Raw genomic sequence first — 15,683 nt, 5'->3', positions numbered from 1 at the left:
GGGGCTTAGATGATAATAAATCAGAATTGTCATCACCTCACTAAGAGTGAGTTGACTGGGATGATTCTTCTTGTAAGCACCACAGTGGTGAAGAGCTTTAGCAATGATTGAGCGTTGTGCTTTGCAAAAGTCATCGACATCGCAGTAAATTTCGGTCAGCATGTGAGTTCGGGGCTGGTTAGTTTTGTTTGGTTAGCACCCAAAACTACCAATTTCGGCTCATATGCCCTTTAAACGCCGGTTTTAAGAATTTCACAATCCCATAGTTCGCGTTAAAATTAGTTGGTAGCTGACGACCATTGAGCAGAGCCTGATCGGGATCAATGGTTGACCGGGCCAGAGAGATCTGATTATTAATTAAACTAGCCCGCCCGGTGATGCGGATCGATAGCCCCTGAATAATACGCCAGGAAGCGTTCATGTTGACGCTCAGTCTGTTTTTGCTAAGATCATGCAGGTATTGATAGAGCGTTATGTGTGCACTGAGTGTACCCCACGGTTGCGTAACGCCAAAAACGCCCGTTAGCTGATGGTAGGGAAGTAACTCCTGCATCTTATCGTAGATGGTCGGTTCGATGTACCGTAGTGACCGTACGCCAACCTGATAAACAGCACGAAACTGATGGCGGGTAACCTGCGAAACCGGAAAAAAACTGTACTCCAGCGCGGGAGCAACACTCTGCGAAACATCCGTATTTCGATAAATGGAATGGTATGCCCGATAGAAACCTCCCACCGACCAATGCTGCGATATACTCTTGACGTACAACGACGATAGGCCGTAATCGACTGTTCGTACCCGAATGTTTTCACCATCGACGGTGTAGTTGCTCCGGTTATCGTTATAATACGTACGGAAACTGAATTTTGAGCGGGTAGTAATTCGATTGATCCGCAGATAGGTGGAGAAGGACAGGTACTTTTTATTACTTTCCCCCCGTGCTGAGCCGTCGCCACCAATGCGAAATACCCACAGCTTCCAGGGATCTTTTGGTTGCGTTGCCCGCTGAGCAACGGTTTGTCTGGCTGGCAGGCCAATGTTCACCTGGTGCATAAAATCGGTGTCGAGCAGATACCGAACCAACCCCTGCTTACAGGTTCTGACAAGCTGGGTTCGGATCTGGTCGTCAGGGTCCGATTGATTCGTAACAAATCGTAACGTATCGTTTAATCCGTCAAACCGGTTATGGCCGTAAAAAGACAGGGTATACTGCTGCCCACCCGTTCCGGTACGCAGGTTGGTAACCAGAATTTCAATGTCGGACACGTAATGATCCCGCACAAAATCGAAGAAGGCGAGTTGTGTGCGCAGATAATCGGTGTAGCAATTCGTGCGAACGCAGTTTATGAAAAGTTTGGGAGGGGTTCTGACTGGGCTGTTGATAGAGGCTATTGCGGCTGATTCTGTATCCTCTTCAATATCTTCATTCGCCGTTTGGGCCAGTACTGTTATGGGTGCTATCAATAAGAAAAAGAGCACAAACGTGTTTTTCATAACGAATCAGCCAGCAGGAATTTATTATAATTAATATATAAATAATATAACTGTATGCTGGCTGAATAGGTTTATAGCTTTACCGGCTGCCCGGTTCGGGTAGATTCGTAAATAGCCTGAAACAGGGCGACAACCTTACGGCCGTCTTCGCCCGTTACCATGGGGGGGCGCTTCTGGCGGATAGCATCCCGGAATTCAGCGATTTGCAGGCCAAAATAATACACCGTGGCGTCGATGGTGTTGAAGAAAGCGGTATCCTCTTCGATGAACTTAGCCAGTTGTTTTTCTTCACCGGGAATAGTCCAGAGGTCATTGACGGGGGGATCGGTAATGCTCGACCGGCCGGCAATGAACAGGGCACCACCATCCGTCTGCACCCCCACCGATGCGCCGTTCTGCCCATGCACGTGTACTTTACCGAAAATGCCGGGCTTCTGCGAGTTACTGACGATGATGTTTCCCAACCCGCCGTTTTTGAATTTGACAATGGCCAGGGCCGTATCGTCTACTTCAATATAGGGGTGGTTCAGGTTACCCCAGACCCCATAAACTTCGTCAATATCACCCATGTACCAGCATAGCAAATCCAACTGGTGTGGGGACTGGTTGACCAGAACGCCCCCACCCTCGTCGGCCCAGGTACCACGCCAGGCATCGCTTTTGTAGTATTCTTCATCGCGCCAGCCGAGCATTTGAATGGTGCCGAGTACAGGATTGCCAATTTTTCCGGCATCGATGGCTTCCCGAATGCGCATGGATGGGGCATAGAATCGACGCTGACTGATCACCCCCAGGTACCGGTTGCTGCGCTGGGCGGCATCAATCATGGCGTCGCAATCTTCCAGCGTGGAGGCCAATGGTTTTTCAACCAGCACGTGTGAACCAGCCTCCAAAGCGGCAATGGTTGGTTCCCGGTGGGCGGGGTGCGTGGTACAGACAAGGCAAAGGTCTACCTTTTCCCGTTCCACCATTTCGCGCACATCGCTATAGGCTTTGATACCATACTGCCGGGCGAAATCATCGGCTTTGTGGAAAGTGCGGCCATACACAGCCACTAACTGGGTGTTGGGTGTTTGCAAAGCGGCTTTGGCGTGCAAGTGGGCCACTTTGCCGGGGCCGATAACGGCAATTCGGAGGAGAGAGGGCATTAGTTTAGGATTGTTTCGTCAAAGAACTGGTTAAATCCGCGTAGACGGAGAGCCGTTTTTAAGGCTCCGTCCCGCGTCCATAGTTCGCCATTCAATTCAAGTGTCAGGGCAATGTAAGCGGTGTCGTTTTCGTCTACGTCTTTACAAAGATGATATGCAGTGAAGTAATTTTCCAGGCTGATGAGTTCTTCATTGAAGAAATGTACTTTGTGAATGACCTGATTTAGATAGCTCAATACCTCTTCTTCCGATGCTTTCGACTTTTCTACGATACGTTGTCTATGTTTGAATAATTCGACAATCAGGTAATTAGGCGTATAAAAAGTAAGGGGGCTTGTCAGCAGATTTCTCCGGGTATAAGAGGTGCTGGTATATATAGCCGAGAAAAGGATGTTGTGGTCAATAATGACTTTCTGCACAGCTATTCCTTAATAAAACGGTGCTTATTCTGCTGCCACCAATTGGCATTGATTTCGTTGCCAAGTGCCAGAATGGACTCGTCAAAATCAACCTTCTGCGCTAATTGCTCCAACTGCAAACGCTCCAGTAATTCCAGCATAAACTCCTGGCTGACTCCTTTTTTGTCGATACTGATGACGTAGCGGTCGGGTTGATTCTGGATGTCGATAGCGTTCATACGGCTGAAATTTTCACTCAATTTACACATAAAAAGCGTTGCTCACTTTGCCGGGGCCGATAACGGCAATTCGGAGGAGAGAGGGCATGATTAGTTTAATCGTATTCCAACTAAACGGACAGGAACGGGGTCATCTACTTAAAACGTGCTGATAAATGAAACAAATTTTGCTCTTTTTGCTGATAACTGCCCTCGTAGGGTGTCAAAAAAAGGACATTAATCCCTCGTTACCATCGAACGATGCGCTATACAAAACGTGGCGGCTGTCGCAGCTTGTGCGCGACAATCAGGCCATGGACTATTCACGAAACGAATTTCTGGTCACGTTCCCGCGTGACGGTAATCTACTCGGGAACCAGCCGCCAAATAGTATAGCTTCCTGCTGCTCACCCGTTGCCTTTGAGGGAACCAATACGACAATCCGGTTTATATGGGCTTCCCCGTCGGCTCCAATCTGCGCCCTGGTGCTTTGTGCACTGTCCCCGCTTTCCGGCGATGTGATATGGCGGATTGCTGCCCTGACCGATACATCGCTGGTGCTGACGGCCGGAAAAACAATACTAGTCTTTGACGCTCAACCTTAACTGATGCACTATGAAAAGCCATCTGATTTCTGCTATTCTCATTCTTTTGGTTAATGCCTGTCAAAGTGATAATTCGATAAGTCCGTCAGATGCCTTACTGTATCACCGCTGGCAACTGGTACAGGTACAACAACCCAATAATGCGCCACAACTCGTTTCAACCACGGTTTTTATTGCCTTCGGGGCTGATGGAACAATACAGTATGACGAATCAGGAAAAGACGGGGCCTGTTGCGTGCCTAAACGATTCGCCCGGCAGGTGCAAACGCTGGTGATGGATTATAGTACCGGTCAGCCTGCGTATTGCCAGTATGTCGATATACGCTGCACTAGTGCCTATTCGTTGGGGCCGGAATGGGTTGTTGAACAGGTGGATGACCAGCAACTTCAGCTGAAAATAGGCGAAAAACGCTTGATTCATAAGCGGGTCGACTAAATAGGCACTACCGAAAACTGACTAACTGGAAACGAACCGATTTCATGAAAAATAGCTTCATTTCTGCGCTTTTGCTGCTCCTTTTTGTGACTGCCTGCCAAAAAGATACAGCCATCGGCCCGTCTGATTTGTTATACCAGCGCTGGCACCTCGACCGGGTGAAACGCATTGGCGACAGTGCCTGGATCTCTTATGATACGGATGGTTATTACGACACCGAATATCGGCCGGATGGTACGCTGATACACCGAAAAGATGGGGTTATCAAACCGACATCCTGTTGTGAAGCTGGGCGTTATGAGCGAAGTGGTGTTACGATTGACTATGTTGATTTTCCATCCTGCCCCTCTGTTCGTTGCTCATCTGCCAGTACCAGCGTGGTTACTATTCTGGCTCCCGACCTGCTCGAATTAACCGATGGGCAGAGAATCGCGCAGTACAGGCCGGTGAAGTAGTAAAATGGCTAAAAGGCAAGCCCGGCCCGTACGTCGAACCCTTCCGCAACCTGCAACCTGGATTTTAGTCCCACGCCCAGCCGGACGCGGTCGCTGAGTGCGTAGAGTAACTGATAACGCTGGAAAACGCGGCCATCCGGAATAGTATCCGGCTGATAGGCGTTCCAGCCGAGGTGAGCCGCAAAAACATAGCGACCCAGCCATAGCTCATAACCGCCCAGCAACGCTACCTGCCAGCTATCGGGCGAGTGATTGACGCGTCGGCGTTGTTCCCGAATGTACCCGTCATGCACAAGTTCCGTTCCGCCAGACAGGGTGTGAAATCGGTTCAGCCGCCAGCCTGCGGTGGCCGTTATGCCCAGCAGCCAGGTCGCTTTCTCCGGAAATAAGTCCGTTTGAGGGAATGTTCTGATGGATGCAAACGGCATCAGGCGTACTACAAACCGCTTCGTTAGCTGTGGTTTGGACCAGCGACGGGGATCTGGAAAGGGAAAGGAGTTTGCGGTATAGATCATTCCGGCGGCTACCGTCGGGAAATTCATGCCTCGGTTTGGCTGGCGGCTACCGCCATTGGAAATATGGTTATAGTTGGCCGATAGGCTAATCCTAAGGTGGTTGCTTACACGAACGTGTGCCGCTGCCGATACCCCAAGCCAGCCGTTCAGCGTAGCCCCGAAAAAGGTATTTCGCGGATTGGTTTGCGGATCGAAAACGCGGGTCAGGTAGGCCAGCCCGGCCGTCGTTCTGATGGAAAACGACAGGGGCTTGCCGTACCGGATGAGGGGCTCGAAAAACGCGCCCGCGCCAACTGTCCGTCCCAGTTCAGCCGGATTGTTGAACGCCATGTAGTGGGCATAGGCCCCAATCCGGGCAAAACAATTGCAGCGGTCAAATGCACTGCGTCGCAGGTTGGTGCGGCTGTACTCAACTATAATACCAACGGGCGACGACTGAGAAATAGCTTTTAAATCGTCAGCATGAGGAATTATGAACCCGGTGTGAACCTGAACGCCGACTTCTTTCCGAACGGAGTCGGCTGGTGTGCTGCTTACCGCGGCTACCAGTCCGGTTATTGCCCAGGCGCTGCCCATCAGTTCTTACGGCTTCAATACCACTTTTATGAGTCCCTTTTCTTTGTTGTAGAGCCGTTTGAACCAGTCGGCTCCTTCCTCCAGCGGTACCTCGGCACTCAGGATGGCCTCGACGTTTATCCGGCCCGACGAAATCAGGCTCAGGGCGGCTTCGTACTCGCCGTTGATCGCGCAGGAACCCTGCAACCGCAACTGCCGGGTTACAATGGCCTGCAACGGTACCTCGACAGTAGGGGCCAGATTACCGACAAGCGTGACAGTAGCTCCTTTCCGAACGCAGTCGATGGCGGTTTTAACGGTGGGTCCGGCACCGACTACTTCAAACGATACATCGGCCCCGCGACCGTTCGTGAGGGCTTGTACCTGTTCGGTCATACTGCCCATTTTAGCGTTGAGGGTATGCGTGGCACCGAGGGTTTTTGCCAGGGCCAGTCGGTCATCATCCAGGTCGATGGCGATGATGGTACCGCAACCCGCCAGCTTCAGCACCTGAATCACGAACAGGCCAATCATACCCGCTCCCACCACAACGGCCGAATCGTTGACCTGAATGGTGGTCAGGCTAACAGCATGCAGCGCTACCGCAACCGGCTCAACCAAAGCAGCCTGGGTAAAACTGACGTTATCCGGAATGGCGTACAGGATGTGTTGCGGTACGGTGACAAACTCGGCAAAGGCGCCGTTTCGTTTGAAACCATCCTTGCCCGTCCCGGTCGAAACGCCCACTACTTCCCGGCCGTCGCTGAGGTTATATTGACCCCGGCGGCTATACCAGTCGTCCAGCTTATACACGGTGGAGTCGAAGGTAACGCGGTCGCCGGTGGCCCAGTGCCGGACATTACTGCCTACTTCGGCAATGATGCCGCTGGCTTCGTGGCCCATGACGATGGGCGGTACCCGTCGGCCACTGCTGCCGTCCATACCATGTATGTCGGAACCGCAAATGCCGACGGCCTGCACCCGTACCAGCACATCGTCGGGGCCGATACCTGGTTTGGGTAAATCCTGAATTTCCAGGTGATTGTAGTCAGTAAGAACGAGTGCTTTCATGCGTTTGTGGTTTACGGTTGTTCGGAGCAGTCCCATAGCTGACGTGCTAGTGGACTTAGACCACTCCGGGCAACTATGAACTGAAAACCATAAATTATACAATTTTTACTATCTACTATAAATTCTCACAAACGTTTCTGTCGGTATTTGATCGTACTCACTCCGCTGTAGATAGGGGTTGACTTCGTACGTTACCAGCTCATCCATTAAATCGGGTAACTCGCCAAAAAGTTTGCTGGCAGCATTGGCCGTGTATTTCTTCTTTACCCAAACAAGGCGTTGATCCGGCTCTTTCCCCCACGCCGGATTATCGCCCAGCACGAGTTGGATTTTGGCCCAGTCGTTAAAAAAATATTCCTGCAACAGAGGAATAATCCGGTCGCGGAAGGCTTCACAAAGGTCGGCATGCGTCTGTACGTTTGTCAGGTAAGCATGACCAATCTGATGGTCTCGGTCGAGCAGGCACTCCATCCGTTCGTTGATGATTCGCAGCAGTTGTGCCAGATCAACGCCATCAACGTCTCCCAATACAGACGGGTCGGGGGGCATCTCCCGGAAGGAGAACCGTCGGCGCAAGGCTACGTCCAGCAGCGCAATGGACCGATCCGTGGTGTTCATGGTCCCGATAACGAACAGGTTAATCGGTACGCCGAATCGTTCCTGCGAATAGGGGAGGGTTACCCAAAGTTCATGTTCGGCACCCAGTCGTTTATCCGATTCGAGCAAGGTAATTAAATCACCAAACACGCTGGCGACGTTAGCCCGGTTTACCTCGTCGATGAGCAGGTAATGGGCGGGTGCCCGCCGTAGTTTCTGGCTGCGATTCTCCGGGGAGTCATTCAGGCAGTCGGCCAGGGTTCCGTATCCCGCCTGCTGGATAGCCGTCAGGCAGGCCCGGTAGAAAATACCTTTACGGATTCGATACGTAATTTGCCCACTGACTACTTCGGGCCGGATACCCTCAATAAATTCTTCGTAGCTATACGACGGATGGAACGTAATGAGCGTCGAGTTTTTGTCGCGCAGGTAAGGCTGCAACGCGAAGGTTTTCCCCGTTCCGGGTGGGCCAAACAGAATCAGATTGTGGGGCTGATTGGGCAATTCAGGCACTGAATCGTATTCCCCTTCCGGTTCCCGGACCTGGTTATCGTTTACGAGTCGTTCGCCCAATGAGGGGTCGTCGGCCAGGCGGATGAGGTCGCTTAGAAACGCTTCATCTTCGGCCGCCTGATACACCTCCCCGTTGTGCCGGGCGGAGTGTGGGCCCCGTTTCGCCGTTTCGACCAGTTCGGCCAGGCAATCCTGCCAGCATTTCTGCACCGCGGGCTGATATAGCAGATGGGCATTGGACTGGCCAATAACGACCGCAACGTAATTCGATTTTTCGCTGATCCGGCCAAAGTCAATCTCGTCGAAATGCTCCAGTTGTTCCTGACAGGATTTCTTGATGGTGAGCCAGTACTCCGGTTCACCCCGGTGCGGTTTCACCAGACGCAATGCCCAGAAAAAGTTGATGTTGGCTGTTATCGCTTTCTGGTCTTTCCGGACGGTAAACGCCAGCCGCGCATCGCCATTGGGCAGGTTGACGATGTCGATCAATTCCTTCAATAACCCAAAGAACCGCCGGACCGCTTCGGGGTGGTCAATGTCGCGAATGCGGTCAATAAGGGGCTGTTGCTGGGTGTCGGTAAGCACAGAGAATGCGTCAGGTCTTTTGCGAAATTACGGTTTTTTTCCGGTTCCCGTTCAACAGTACAATCACCCGGTGTTCAACCTGACTGTGGCTCGTTTAAACCTTTTTCGGTTACTGAAATCCAAGTCCCGCCAACTACCTTTCCATACGTATGAGCTATAAGTGGTTGCTTCTTATCTGGATTTTTACACTAACTGCCTGTAAAAAAGACAATAGCAGTGAGTCGACTCTGATTAACCCGAATCTGTATTTTCCACCGGCTAACTCAGCTACCTGGGAAACCGTAACACCAGAGTCACTGGACTGGAACGTGGCCGGTATACCGGCGTTTTATGACTATCTGCGCTCCACACAAACCAGGGCGTTTCTCGTTACCCAAAACGGGCGCATTGTGCTGGAAACTTACTTTGGTAACAACCTGACCAATACCGCCCCCTTCGACCAGAGCAGCCAGTGGTATTGGGCTTCGGCGGGTAAAACGCTGACCGGATTTATGGTGGGCAAAGCGCAGGAAGAAAAGCTTCTGTCCATCGATCAGAAAACGGCAACCTATCTGGGCGAAGGCTGGACATCATTGCCGAGAGCCAAAGAGAATCTGATTACGATAAGGAATCAACTCACCATGACTACCGGGCTGGATGATGGCATACCCAACAACGACAACACCAGCCCGGCAAACCTAATCTACAAAGCGGATGCCGGTACCCGCTGGGCGTACCACAATGCTCCCTACACGCTACTCCAGAATGTAGTTGGCAAGGCGGTGAACCAACCGTTTGAGCGGTATTTTGCGGATAAACTGGCCAGCAAAATCGGTATGGATGGGCAGTGGCGGCAGATTGATGCCAACAACGTATTTTTTTCGACGGCCCGCAGCATGGCCCGTTTTGGATTGTTAATGGCCAATGGAGCCAACTGGAACGGGCAGCCCATTCTGACCGATGCCGCCTATTATACCGCCAGCATCAACACCTCACAAACGCTGAATAGCAGTTATGGCTATCTGTGGTGGCTGAACGGTAAAGCGTCGTACAGGCTTCCCACCACGCAGACCAGTTTTCCCGGCTCACTCTCGCCCGATGCCCCTGCCGACATGATAGCGGCAATGGGTAAAAACGGGCAGTTGCTGAACATTGTTCGTTCCAAAAATATCGTCATGGTCCGCATGGGCGACTCGCCCGATAATTCGGAAATAGCCCCCGTCTACCAGAACGAAATCTGGAAATGGCTGAACACTGTAGTAAAGTGAAGTGGATTCACGGCAGCAGGGTTTTCTACCGGCGTGATGTGGTGTCGGTTTCTAGTCATCAAATGGCCGACGTTCATACGCCCTAACAGCGCAGCTTTAATGTGTCACGCGTCCGTAGCCAGGACACCAAACCCGAACTGATTGTCCGCAAATTCCTCCATGCGCACGGGTTTCGGAACGCCGGTTCGATCCGGTACAAACTCCACGACAAAAAACTCCCCGGAACACCCAACATAGCGCTGCCCAAGTACAAAACCGTTATTTTCGTGCATGGCAAGAACAGACCTTTGGACTCGTGAGCAGACGATTTTAGCGTGTAATCTTTACTTCAAAACTCCTTATGGAAGGATGCATGGCGGAAATCTGGATATTCAGGAACTGGCAAAAATTGTAGATAGAAAACCCGGCGGGGTAGGCCGGAAACTACAGAATATTGCCAGCCTTGATCCTGTTCAACAAGCGCGTGGCATAAAAGGATTATCTCACGCTAGTAATCTTGATAGAGAAATTTTCAATGAGTTTGTTAATGATTGGGAATCTTTAGCGCTTGAAAGTGAACGCATATTAGCTGAAAAACAGCATGTTACACTTGAAGAAAAGATAGAATTTGAGGAGAGCGAGTGGCAGAGCAAAAATGGTAAAGACGTTATGCGTACAGTCAAAACCAGAATCGGCCAGGGATTTTTTAGAAGTGCAGTACTTACTAATTTTGACTCAAGATGTGCAATTAGCGGAATAAATATTCCTGAGATGCTACGGGCCAGCCATATCGTTCCCTGGGCAAAAGACGAAAAGGCTCGTGTGAACCCTGAAAATGGCCTTTGTTTATCAGCCCTTTATGACGCAGCTTTCGATAAAGGATTCATTGGAGTCAACACGAACTACAGAATCATATTGGCCGAAAAGATGAAGAAGAAAAAGAAGGAATTCTTCTATCACGAACACTTTGGAAAGCTTGACGGTATAGAAATTAGGCCACCAAGCAAATTCTTTCCTCGTAAGGATTTTCTGGAATATCACTTAGATGAAATTTTCGACAAATGAAATACGGCACCCTGACCAATCTCGTTTACGCAGAAGGCGGAACATCGGAACCTAAAATTGGGGACGGAGCTACGTTGCTTTGCTGGTCTGACCGCCATGCCTATACAATTGTTGAGATTAAGAAAAACTATGTTCTCGTAACGCGTGATATTGCCGAAAGAATTGATCGGAATTTTGAGAATGGGCCACAGGAATATAGCTACCAAAATGATCCAGATGCCAAGCCTGTTCGGGCTAACCTACGAAAAGACGGGAAGTACTACATTGGTAATCAAGTCCTGAAGATCGGTTATCGTAACGAGCATTATGACTATTCTTTTTAGGAGCATAGCATCTTCGAAAAAGGGGAAAACCGGTCAGTTCATGTGGGCGTAGTATTTCAGATTTTATTTAAGAACAGCTATGTCCCTTCCGAAGAATATCAATCCAGCTACTCCTCAACCAGCACCCAGCGTTTTTCCTTCTTAGCGGTTTCACGGCGATAGAACATGCGGTAGATAATGGGGAAAATGAGCAGGGTCAACACCGTAGCCGTAATCAGTCCGCCGATGACGACAATGGCCAGGGGCTTCTGGGTTTCGGAGCCAATACCGGTAGAGACAGCGGCTGGCAAGAGCCCAATGGCCGCCATGAGCGCTGTCATGACTACCGGCCTGATGCGGGATTGAACCCCTTCCCGAATAGCCTCATCGAGTGGCATTTTGGCCTGCCGGTTTTTGTTGAAAACGGTAATCAGGATAACGCCGTTCTGCACGCAGATACCAAACAGGGCGATGAACCCCACCCCCGCCGAAATACCGAAGTTCATGCCCGTGACGTGCAGGGCCAGGATACCCCCGATGAGCGCAAACGGTACGTTGAGCAACACCAGACCCGCATCTTTGACGTTGCCGAACAGGATAAACAGAATCACGAAAATAGCCGCCAGACTCATCGGCACCACCTGCCCCAGCCGTTTGGTGGCCCGAACCTGGTTCTCGAATTCGCCCGTCCAATTGACGGAATAGCCTTTGGGTAAGTTTTTTAACGCTGCGTTGACGCGTTGCTGGGCATCGGCAATGGTACTGCCCAGGTCGCGTTCCCGAACGGAGAACTTGACCCCAATAAAGCGTTTGTTATTATCGCGGTACACAAAAGCCGGCCCCGTTACTTCGCGGATAGAGGCTATCTCCCGCAGGGGTATTTTGCTGCCGCGCAGAGTGGGTACCATCAATCGCATAATGTCTTCTTCCGTACGTCGGTAGCTTTCGCCGTAGCGGACCCGGATGTCGAATTTACGCTCGCCTTCGTACAGAATCGAAGCCGTTTTGCCACCAATAGCCATTTCGATGACGGCCTGCACATCGGCGGTTGAAACACCGTAAAGGGCCATTTTGCGGTCGTCAAAGAGCACACTTATTTCGGGCTGACCAATGTTCCGCAGAATACCCACGTCTTTTATGCCCGGCACATCGCGGATGGAGGCCAGCACGGTGTTCGCCAGTTTATTGAGTGTGTTAAGGTCATCCCCATATATTTTTACGGCGTTGCTGGCATTCATACCCGCCACGGCTTCGGCTACGTTGTCGATGATGGGCTGCGAATAGTTGTAGTTGATGCCCTGAAATTGCTTCAATCGGCCATCCATTTCCTCGATGAGCTGGTCGGTGGTGATGTTCCGTTTCCATTCGTCTTTCGGTTTCAGGTTCACCTGCATCTGAACGTAATAGAATCCTGATGGGTCGGTGCCATCGTTGGAGCGACCCGTTTGCGATAAGACGCCGTTCACCTCAGGGAAGTCCATTAGCTTTTGCCGAAGCACCCGCACCATACTTACCGTCTGGTTCAGGGAGGAACTCATGGGTAGTTTGGCCTCAACCCACAGCGCCCCTTCGTTGAGTGTTGGCAGAAACTCCGTTCCCAGCAGGGAAGCCGACAGGAAGGTGCCAGCCATGAACGCTACCGAAGCCAGCAGGCTAAGCCGCCGGTTGTTGAAGCAGGCGGTGAAACCGGCCATCACAATCCGGTTGAAGAAATTGACCAGCGGGTTGTTTCGTTCCCGAACGTTTTTCCGGAGCAGGATAGAACACAACAGGGGAACCAGCGTCAGGGTAAACAGTAAGGCACCCAGGAGGGCAAAGCCCAGCGTCCAGGCCAGTGGAGAGAACATTTTTCCCTCCACTTTCTGAAAGGAGAAAATGGGCAGCAGGGCCGTGATGATAATGAGTTTGGAAAAGAAAACCGCCTTCCCCAATTCACCGCCGGTCTTCTTGATTAGCCCCAGCTTCGACATTTTATTGAAGCGGGGCATACCCACCTTGTGGGACAGATGGTCGAGCGACACGAAAATTCCCTCGACCATGACGACGGCCCCGTCGATGATGATGCCAAAATCAACCGCCCCCATCGACAGTAAGTTGGCCGACATACCCCGCAGCCGCAGACACATGAATGCAAACAGTAGGGCCAGTGGAATGATGATGGAAACGATGACCGTTGTTCGCCAGTCGGCCATAAAGAGGAAGACGATGACGGTAACCAGAATAATGCCCTCGGTGAGGTTGTGCAGTACGGTTCGGGTGCAGAAGCTAATCAGGTTATCCCGGTCATAGAACGTCACCATCTTCACATCGGATGGAAGAATACGCGTGTTCAATTCCTCAATTTTGTCTTTTACGCGGGCCAGGATTTCGCTGGGGTTTTCATTTTTCCGCATCACCACGATGCCTTCCACTACATCGTCGTCGTCGTTAAGGCCCACCTGACCCACGCGGGGCAGGTTCGATTCGGCTACTTCGGCTACGTTTTTTACCAGCACCGGGTTGCCATCCAAATCTTCCACAATCAGGTTTTCAATGTCCTGAACGGAGGTGAGCAGGCCAATGCCCCGCACTACATACGCTTGCCCATTCCGCTCGATAACATCACCCCCCACGTTGATATTACTGCGCGTAACGGCCTGATAAACCTCCAGCGGAGTAATGTCGTACTTGGCTAACTGCGTGGGGTTGACGCGGATTTCGTAACTCTTTTCACGCCCACCAAAAGCCACCACATCGGCCACGCCCGATACGGAACGAAGCTGCCGGTCAATAACCCAGTTATGGAGCGTGAGTAGTTCACGGCTGTCGCGGGAGGGGGATTTGAGGGTAAACCGGAAAATTTCGCCCGTTGGGCCGTAGGGAGGCTGTACATCGGGGTCGACGCCCTCGGGCAGGGACACCGTTCGGAGCTGGTTGTTTACCTGCTGCCGGGCAAAGAAGTCATCAACATCATCTTCAAAAATGATTTTGATAATGCTCAACCCGAACATCGTAATGGAGCGGACGTTGGTTTTACGCTGTACCGAACTCATCGATATCTCAATCGGCACGGTCACGAATCGCTCAATTTCCTCTGCCGAACGGCCATTCCATTCGGTTACGACAATGATTTGGGTGTTGGTAACGTCGGGGAATGCTTCGAGGGGCGTATTGAGGTAACTCACGATACCGGCCACGATCAGCCCGAGGGTCATGAATACAATAAAGAAGCGGTTCTTAAGGGAAAAACCGACAATATCACGGATGAATTTGTTCATGAGGTTAAAGAGCGAAAGAGTGAATGAGCGAAAGATGCGAACACGTCAGCCTTTCGCTCATTCACTCTTTCACTCTTTGTAATTAGTCGTTTATAGCGTCGTATACCAGGAGTTGATTTTTAGAAATAACGCGTTCGCCGGGTTTCAGACCGGATTTGATGTAAGCCACATCGCCCACGGTTTTAAGGACGTTAACCTCGCGGGTTTCGATGTCGGAGCGGCCCCGAAATACCATGACGTAGTGTTTGGACTGGTCGAAAATGACAGCCCCTCCCGGTATGGTGGTCATTGTGCCACCGTCTTCGTAACGAAGCGTAACGGTAGCGTGCATTTCGGGCCGGAGTTTCATGGCCTTGTTATTCAGCCGGATACGAACCGTCATAGCTTTGGTGCCGGGGTCCAGTACCGTATAAATCTTGTCGACTTTCCCTTTAAATAGATCGTCCTGGTAACTCAGCGTCTGAATACTGGCATCCATCCCCAGGCGTACCCGCTCAATGTCGCTCTCATTGACGTTGGCTAGTACCCACACTTCACTTATCTGGCCGATGGTGAACAGATTACCGGCATTATCAGAACGAAGCTGCATGCCCCGATTCACATTCTTTTCGATCACGTATCCATCAATCGGGGCTTTAACGGTGTACATAGATGTTTTGCCTAAGCCGTATATTTTGGACACCTCCTGCACCCTGTTGGCTTCGGCCTGGGCTTTTTCTACTTCTTTCTGAGCGGCCACCACTTCACGCTGCGACGTAAGTTTGGTTTCGAACATATCCTGGGCGACACGCAGGTTTTTTTCGGCCAGCAACAGGTCAGACCGGGCCTGGATGCCCTGTCGTTCGATGTCTGCCACTTCTCCCGACCGGATAGAAGCCAGCATTTGGCCTTTATGGACATAGTCGCCCAGTTCTACCTTCACCTCTTCTACGCTGCCGCCAACCAGCGGAAATACCTTGATGACCCGGTTCTCGTCGGCCATCACTTTACCCACCAGAATCAGTTCGCTACGAACGGGCTGCATCACCACGCTATCGAGTTGAATCCGGTGCATCATCGTATCCGACAACATAAACGCCTGTTCCTCCTCCGGTGCTGGTTTGGGGCTACAGGAAAAAAGAAGGGTTAAGCTGCTGATTACAAAAAGTATATATTTCATGTGTTGCTGTGCCGGACAGACCGCCCGGCTGGATACAGGTCTGGTTATTTCTGTTGTTTTTGCTTTGTGCAGGAAACGGAAAG

Annotated in this window: 16 protein-coding genes and 1 pseudogene; 7 read left to right on the top strand and 10 right to left on the bottom strand. The window is 51.1% G+C overall.

What is annotated here, in order from left to right; all coding sequences use genetic code 11:
* The 5 genes and pseudogenes from B157_RS40605 to B157_RS0126865 all read right to left on the bottom strand — a co-directional run.
* Positions 1–162: pseudogene (locus B157_RS40605) on the bottom strand (IS982 family transposase); the annotation flags it as partial.
* A 43-nt stretch (positions 163–205) separates the two neighbouring features.
* On the bottom strand, positions 206–1,495 hold the full coding sequence (locus B157_RS0126880; protein WP_020606412.1) for a hypothetical protein: 1,290 nt from the start codon (positions 1,493–1,495) through the stop codon (positions 206–208).
* Between the two features lie 71 nt (positions 1,496–1,566).
* A complete protein-coding gene (locus B157_RS0126875) occupies positions 1,567–2,643 on the bottom strand; it encodes a Gfo/Idh/MocA family protein (RefSeq protein WP_020606411.1) in 1,077 nt (358 codons plus the stop codon).
* The gene (locus B157_RS0126870) at positions 2,643–3,062 is read right to left on the bottom strand and encodes a PIN domain-containing protein (protein WP_020606410.1); all 420 of its coding nucleotides are present in this window, start codon (positions 3,060–3,062) and stop codon (positions 2,643–2,645) included. Before B157_RS0126870 ends, B157_RS0126875 begins: the two co-directional genes overlap by 1 nt.
* A 2-nt stretch (positions 3,063–3,064) precedes the next feature.
* Entirely contained in the window at positions 3,065–3,280 is a 216-nt protein-coding gene (locus B157_RS0126865; protein WP_020606409.1) for a hypothetical protein, read from the bottom strand.
* Positions 3,281–3,435: 155 nt separating this feature from the next.
* On the opposite strand from B157_RS0126865, the gene B157_RS0126860 reads away from it, so the two are divergent.
* The 3 genes from B157_RS0126860 to B157_RS0126850 are packed head-to-tail and all read left to right on the top strand — an operon-like array spanning position 3,436 to position 4,755.
* Positions 3,436–3,864: a hypothetical protein gene (locus B157_RS0126860; protein ID WP_020606408.1), complete on the top strand. Its 429-nt coding sequence runs from the start codon at positions 3,436–3,438 to the stop codon at positions 3,862–3,864.
* Positions 3,865–3,874: 10 nt separating this feature from the next.
* On the top strand, positions 3,875–4,300 hold the full coding sequence (locus B157_RS0126855; RefSeq protein WP_020606407.1) for a hypothetical protein: 426 nt from the start codon (positions 3,875–3,877) through the stop codon (positions 4,298–4,300).
* 44 nt (positions 4,301–4,344) lie between these two features.
* Positions 4,345–4,755, top strand: a complete 411-nt coding sequence (locus tag B157_RS0126850) for a hypothetical protein (RefSeq protein WP_020606406.1) — start codon at positions 4,345–4,347, stop codon at positions 4,753–4,755.
* An 8-nt stretch (positions 4,756–4,763) separates the two neighbouring features.
* Here the strand turns inward: B157_RS0126850 and B157_RS0126845 are convergent, their stop codons facing one another.
* From B157_RS0126845 to B157_RS0126835, 3 genes are all read right to left on the bottom strand, one after another.
* A complete protein-coding gene (locus B157_RS0126845) occupies positions 4,764–5,846 on the bottom strand; it encodes an acyloxyacyl hydrolase (protein WP_020606405.1) in 1,083 nt (360 codons plus the stop codon).
* A gap of 6 nt (positions 5,847–5,852) precedes the next feature.
* Positions 5,853–6,896, bottom strand: a complete 1,044-nt coding sequence (locus B157_RS0126840) for a galactitol-1-phosphate 5-dehydrogenase (protein WP_020606404.1) — start codon at positions 6,894–6,896, stop codon at positions 5,853–5,855.
* Between the two features lie 108 nt (positions 6,897–7,004).
* Positions 7,005–8,591, bottom strand: a complete 1,587-nt coding sequence (locus B157_RS0126835; protein ID WP_020606403.1) for an McrB family protein — start codon at positions 8,589–8,591, stop codon at positions 7,005–7,007.
* 149 nt (positions 8,592–8,740) lie between these two features.
* On the opposite strand from B157_RS0126835, the gene B157_RS0126830 reads away from it, so the two are divergent.
* The 4 genes from B157_RS0126830 (at position 8,741) to B157_RS0126815 (ending at position 11,205) form a co-directional block, all read left to right on the top strand.
* Complete coding sequence (locus tag B157_RS0126830; RefSeq protein ID WP_020606402.1) at positions 8,741–9,838, top strand: serine hydrolase domain-containing protein; 1,098 nt, start codon at positions 8,741–8,743, stop codon at positions 9,836–9,838.
* A gap of 101 nt (positions 9,839–9,939) precedes the next feature.
* The gene (locus B157_RS37730) at positions 9,940–10,137 is read left to right on the top strand and encodes a PDDEXK family nuclease (RefSeq protein ID WP_245565279.1); all 198 of its coding nucleotides are present in this window, start codon (positions 9,940–9,942) and stop codon (positions 10,135–10,137) included.
* Complete coding sequence (locus B157_RS0126820) at positions 10,109–10,882, top strand: HNH endonuclease (protein ID WP_020606400.1); 774 nt, start codon at positions 10,109–10,111, stop codon at positions 10,880–10,882. Before B157_RS37730 ends, B157_RS0126820 begins: the two co-directional genes overlap by 29 nt.
* Complete coding sequence (locus B157_RS0126815) at positions 10,879–11,205, top strand: hypothetical protein (protein WP_020606399.1); 327 nt, start codon at positions 10,879–10,881, stop codon at positions 11,203–11,205. Before B157_RS0126820 ends, B157_RS0126815 begins: the two co-directional genes overlap by 4 nt.
* 107 nt (positions 11,206–11,312) lie before the next feature.
* Here B157_RS0126815 and B157_RS0126810 read toward each other — a convergent pair whose 3' ends face one another.
* Together B157_RS0126810 and B157_RS0126805 are read right to left on the bottom strand one after the other, a co-directional pair.
* The gene (locus B157_RS0126810; protein WP_020606398.1) at positions 11,313–14,441 is read right to left on the bottom strand and encodes an efflux RND transporter permease subunit; all 3,129 of its coding nucleotides are present in this window, start codon (positions 14,439–14,441) and stop codon (positions 11,313–11,315) included.
* 82 nt (positions 14,442–14,523) lie between these two features.
* The gene (locus B157_RS0126805; RefSeq protein WP_020606397.1) at positions 14,524–15,600 is read right to left on the bottom strand and encodes an efflux RND transporter periplasmic adaptor subunit; all 1,077 of its coding nucleotides are present in this window, start codon (positions 15,598–15,600) and stop codon (positions 14,524–14,526) included.
* Positions 15,601–15,683 lie beyond the last annotated feature (83 nt).

Source organism: Spirosoma spitsbergense DSM 19989 (assembly GCF_000374085.1).
GTDB lineage: Bacteria > Bacteroidota > Bacteroidia > Cytophagales > Spirosomataceae > Spirosoma > Spirosoma spitsbergense.
The sequence above is the reverse complement of the archived record's forward strand: the minus strand, read 5'-3'. Positions and strand labels throughout refer to the sequence as shown.

Bases quoted from the DNA above. Each gene is read 5' to 3' on its own strand.
- B157_RS0126855 (WP_020606407.1), top strand. From the start codon at position 3,875: ATGAAAAGCCATCTGATTTCTGCTATTCTCATTCTTTTGGTTAATGCC.
- B157_RS0126815 (WP_020606399.1), top strand. From the start codon at position 10,879: ATGAAATACGGCACCCTGACCAATCTCGTTTACGCAGAAGGCGGAACA.
- B157_RS0126850 (WP_020606406.1), top strand. From the start codon at position 4,345: ATGAAAAATAGCTTCATTTCTGCGCTTTTGCTGCTCCTTTTTGTGACT.
- B157_RS0126820 (WP_020606400.1), top strand. From the start codon at position 10,109: ATGGCAAGAACAGACCTTTGGACTCGTGAGCAGACGATTTTAGCGTGT.
- B157_RS0126810 (WP_020606398.1), bottom strand. From the start codon at position 14,441: ATGAACAAATTCATCCGTGATATTGTCGGTTTTTCCCTTAAGAACCGC.
- B157_RS0126865 (WP_020606409.1), bottom strand. From the start codon at position 3,280: ATGAACGCTATCGACATCCAGAATCAACCCGACCGCTACGTCATCAGT.
- B157_RS0126805 (WP_020606397.1), bottom strand. From the start codon at position 15,600: ATGAAATATATACTTTTTGTAATCAGCAGCTTAACCCTTCTTTTTTCC.
- B157_RS0126860 (WP_020606408.1), top strand. From the start codon at position 3,436: ATGAAACAAATTTTGCTCTTTTTGCTGATAACTGCCCTCGTAGGGTGT.
- B157_RS0126840 (WP_020606404.1), bottom strand. From the start codon at position 6,896: ATGAAAGCACTCGTTCTTACTGACTACAATCACCTGGAAATTCAGGAT.
- B157_RS0126875 (WP_020606411.1), bottom strand. From the start codon at position 2,643: ATGCCCTCTCTCCTCCGAATTGCCGTTATCGGCCCCGGCAAAGTGGCC.
- B157_RS0126845 (WP_020606405.1), bottom strand. From the start codon at position 5,846: ATGGGCAGCGCCTGGGCAATAACCGGACTGGTAGCCGCGGTAAGCAGC.
- B157_RS0126830 (WP_020606402.1), top strand. From the start codon at position 8,741: ATGAGCTATAAGTGGTTGCTTCTTATCTGGATTTTTACACTAACTGCC.
- B157_RS0126880 (WP_020606412.1), bottom strand. From the start codon at position 1,495: ATGAAAAACACGTTTGTGCTCTTTTTCTTATTGATAGCACCCATAACA.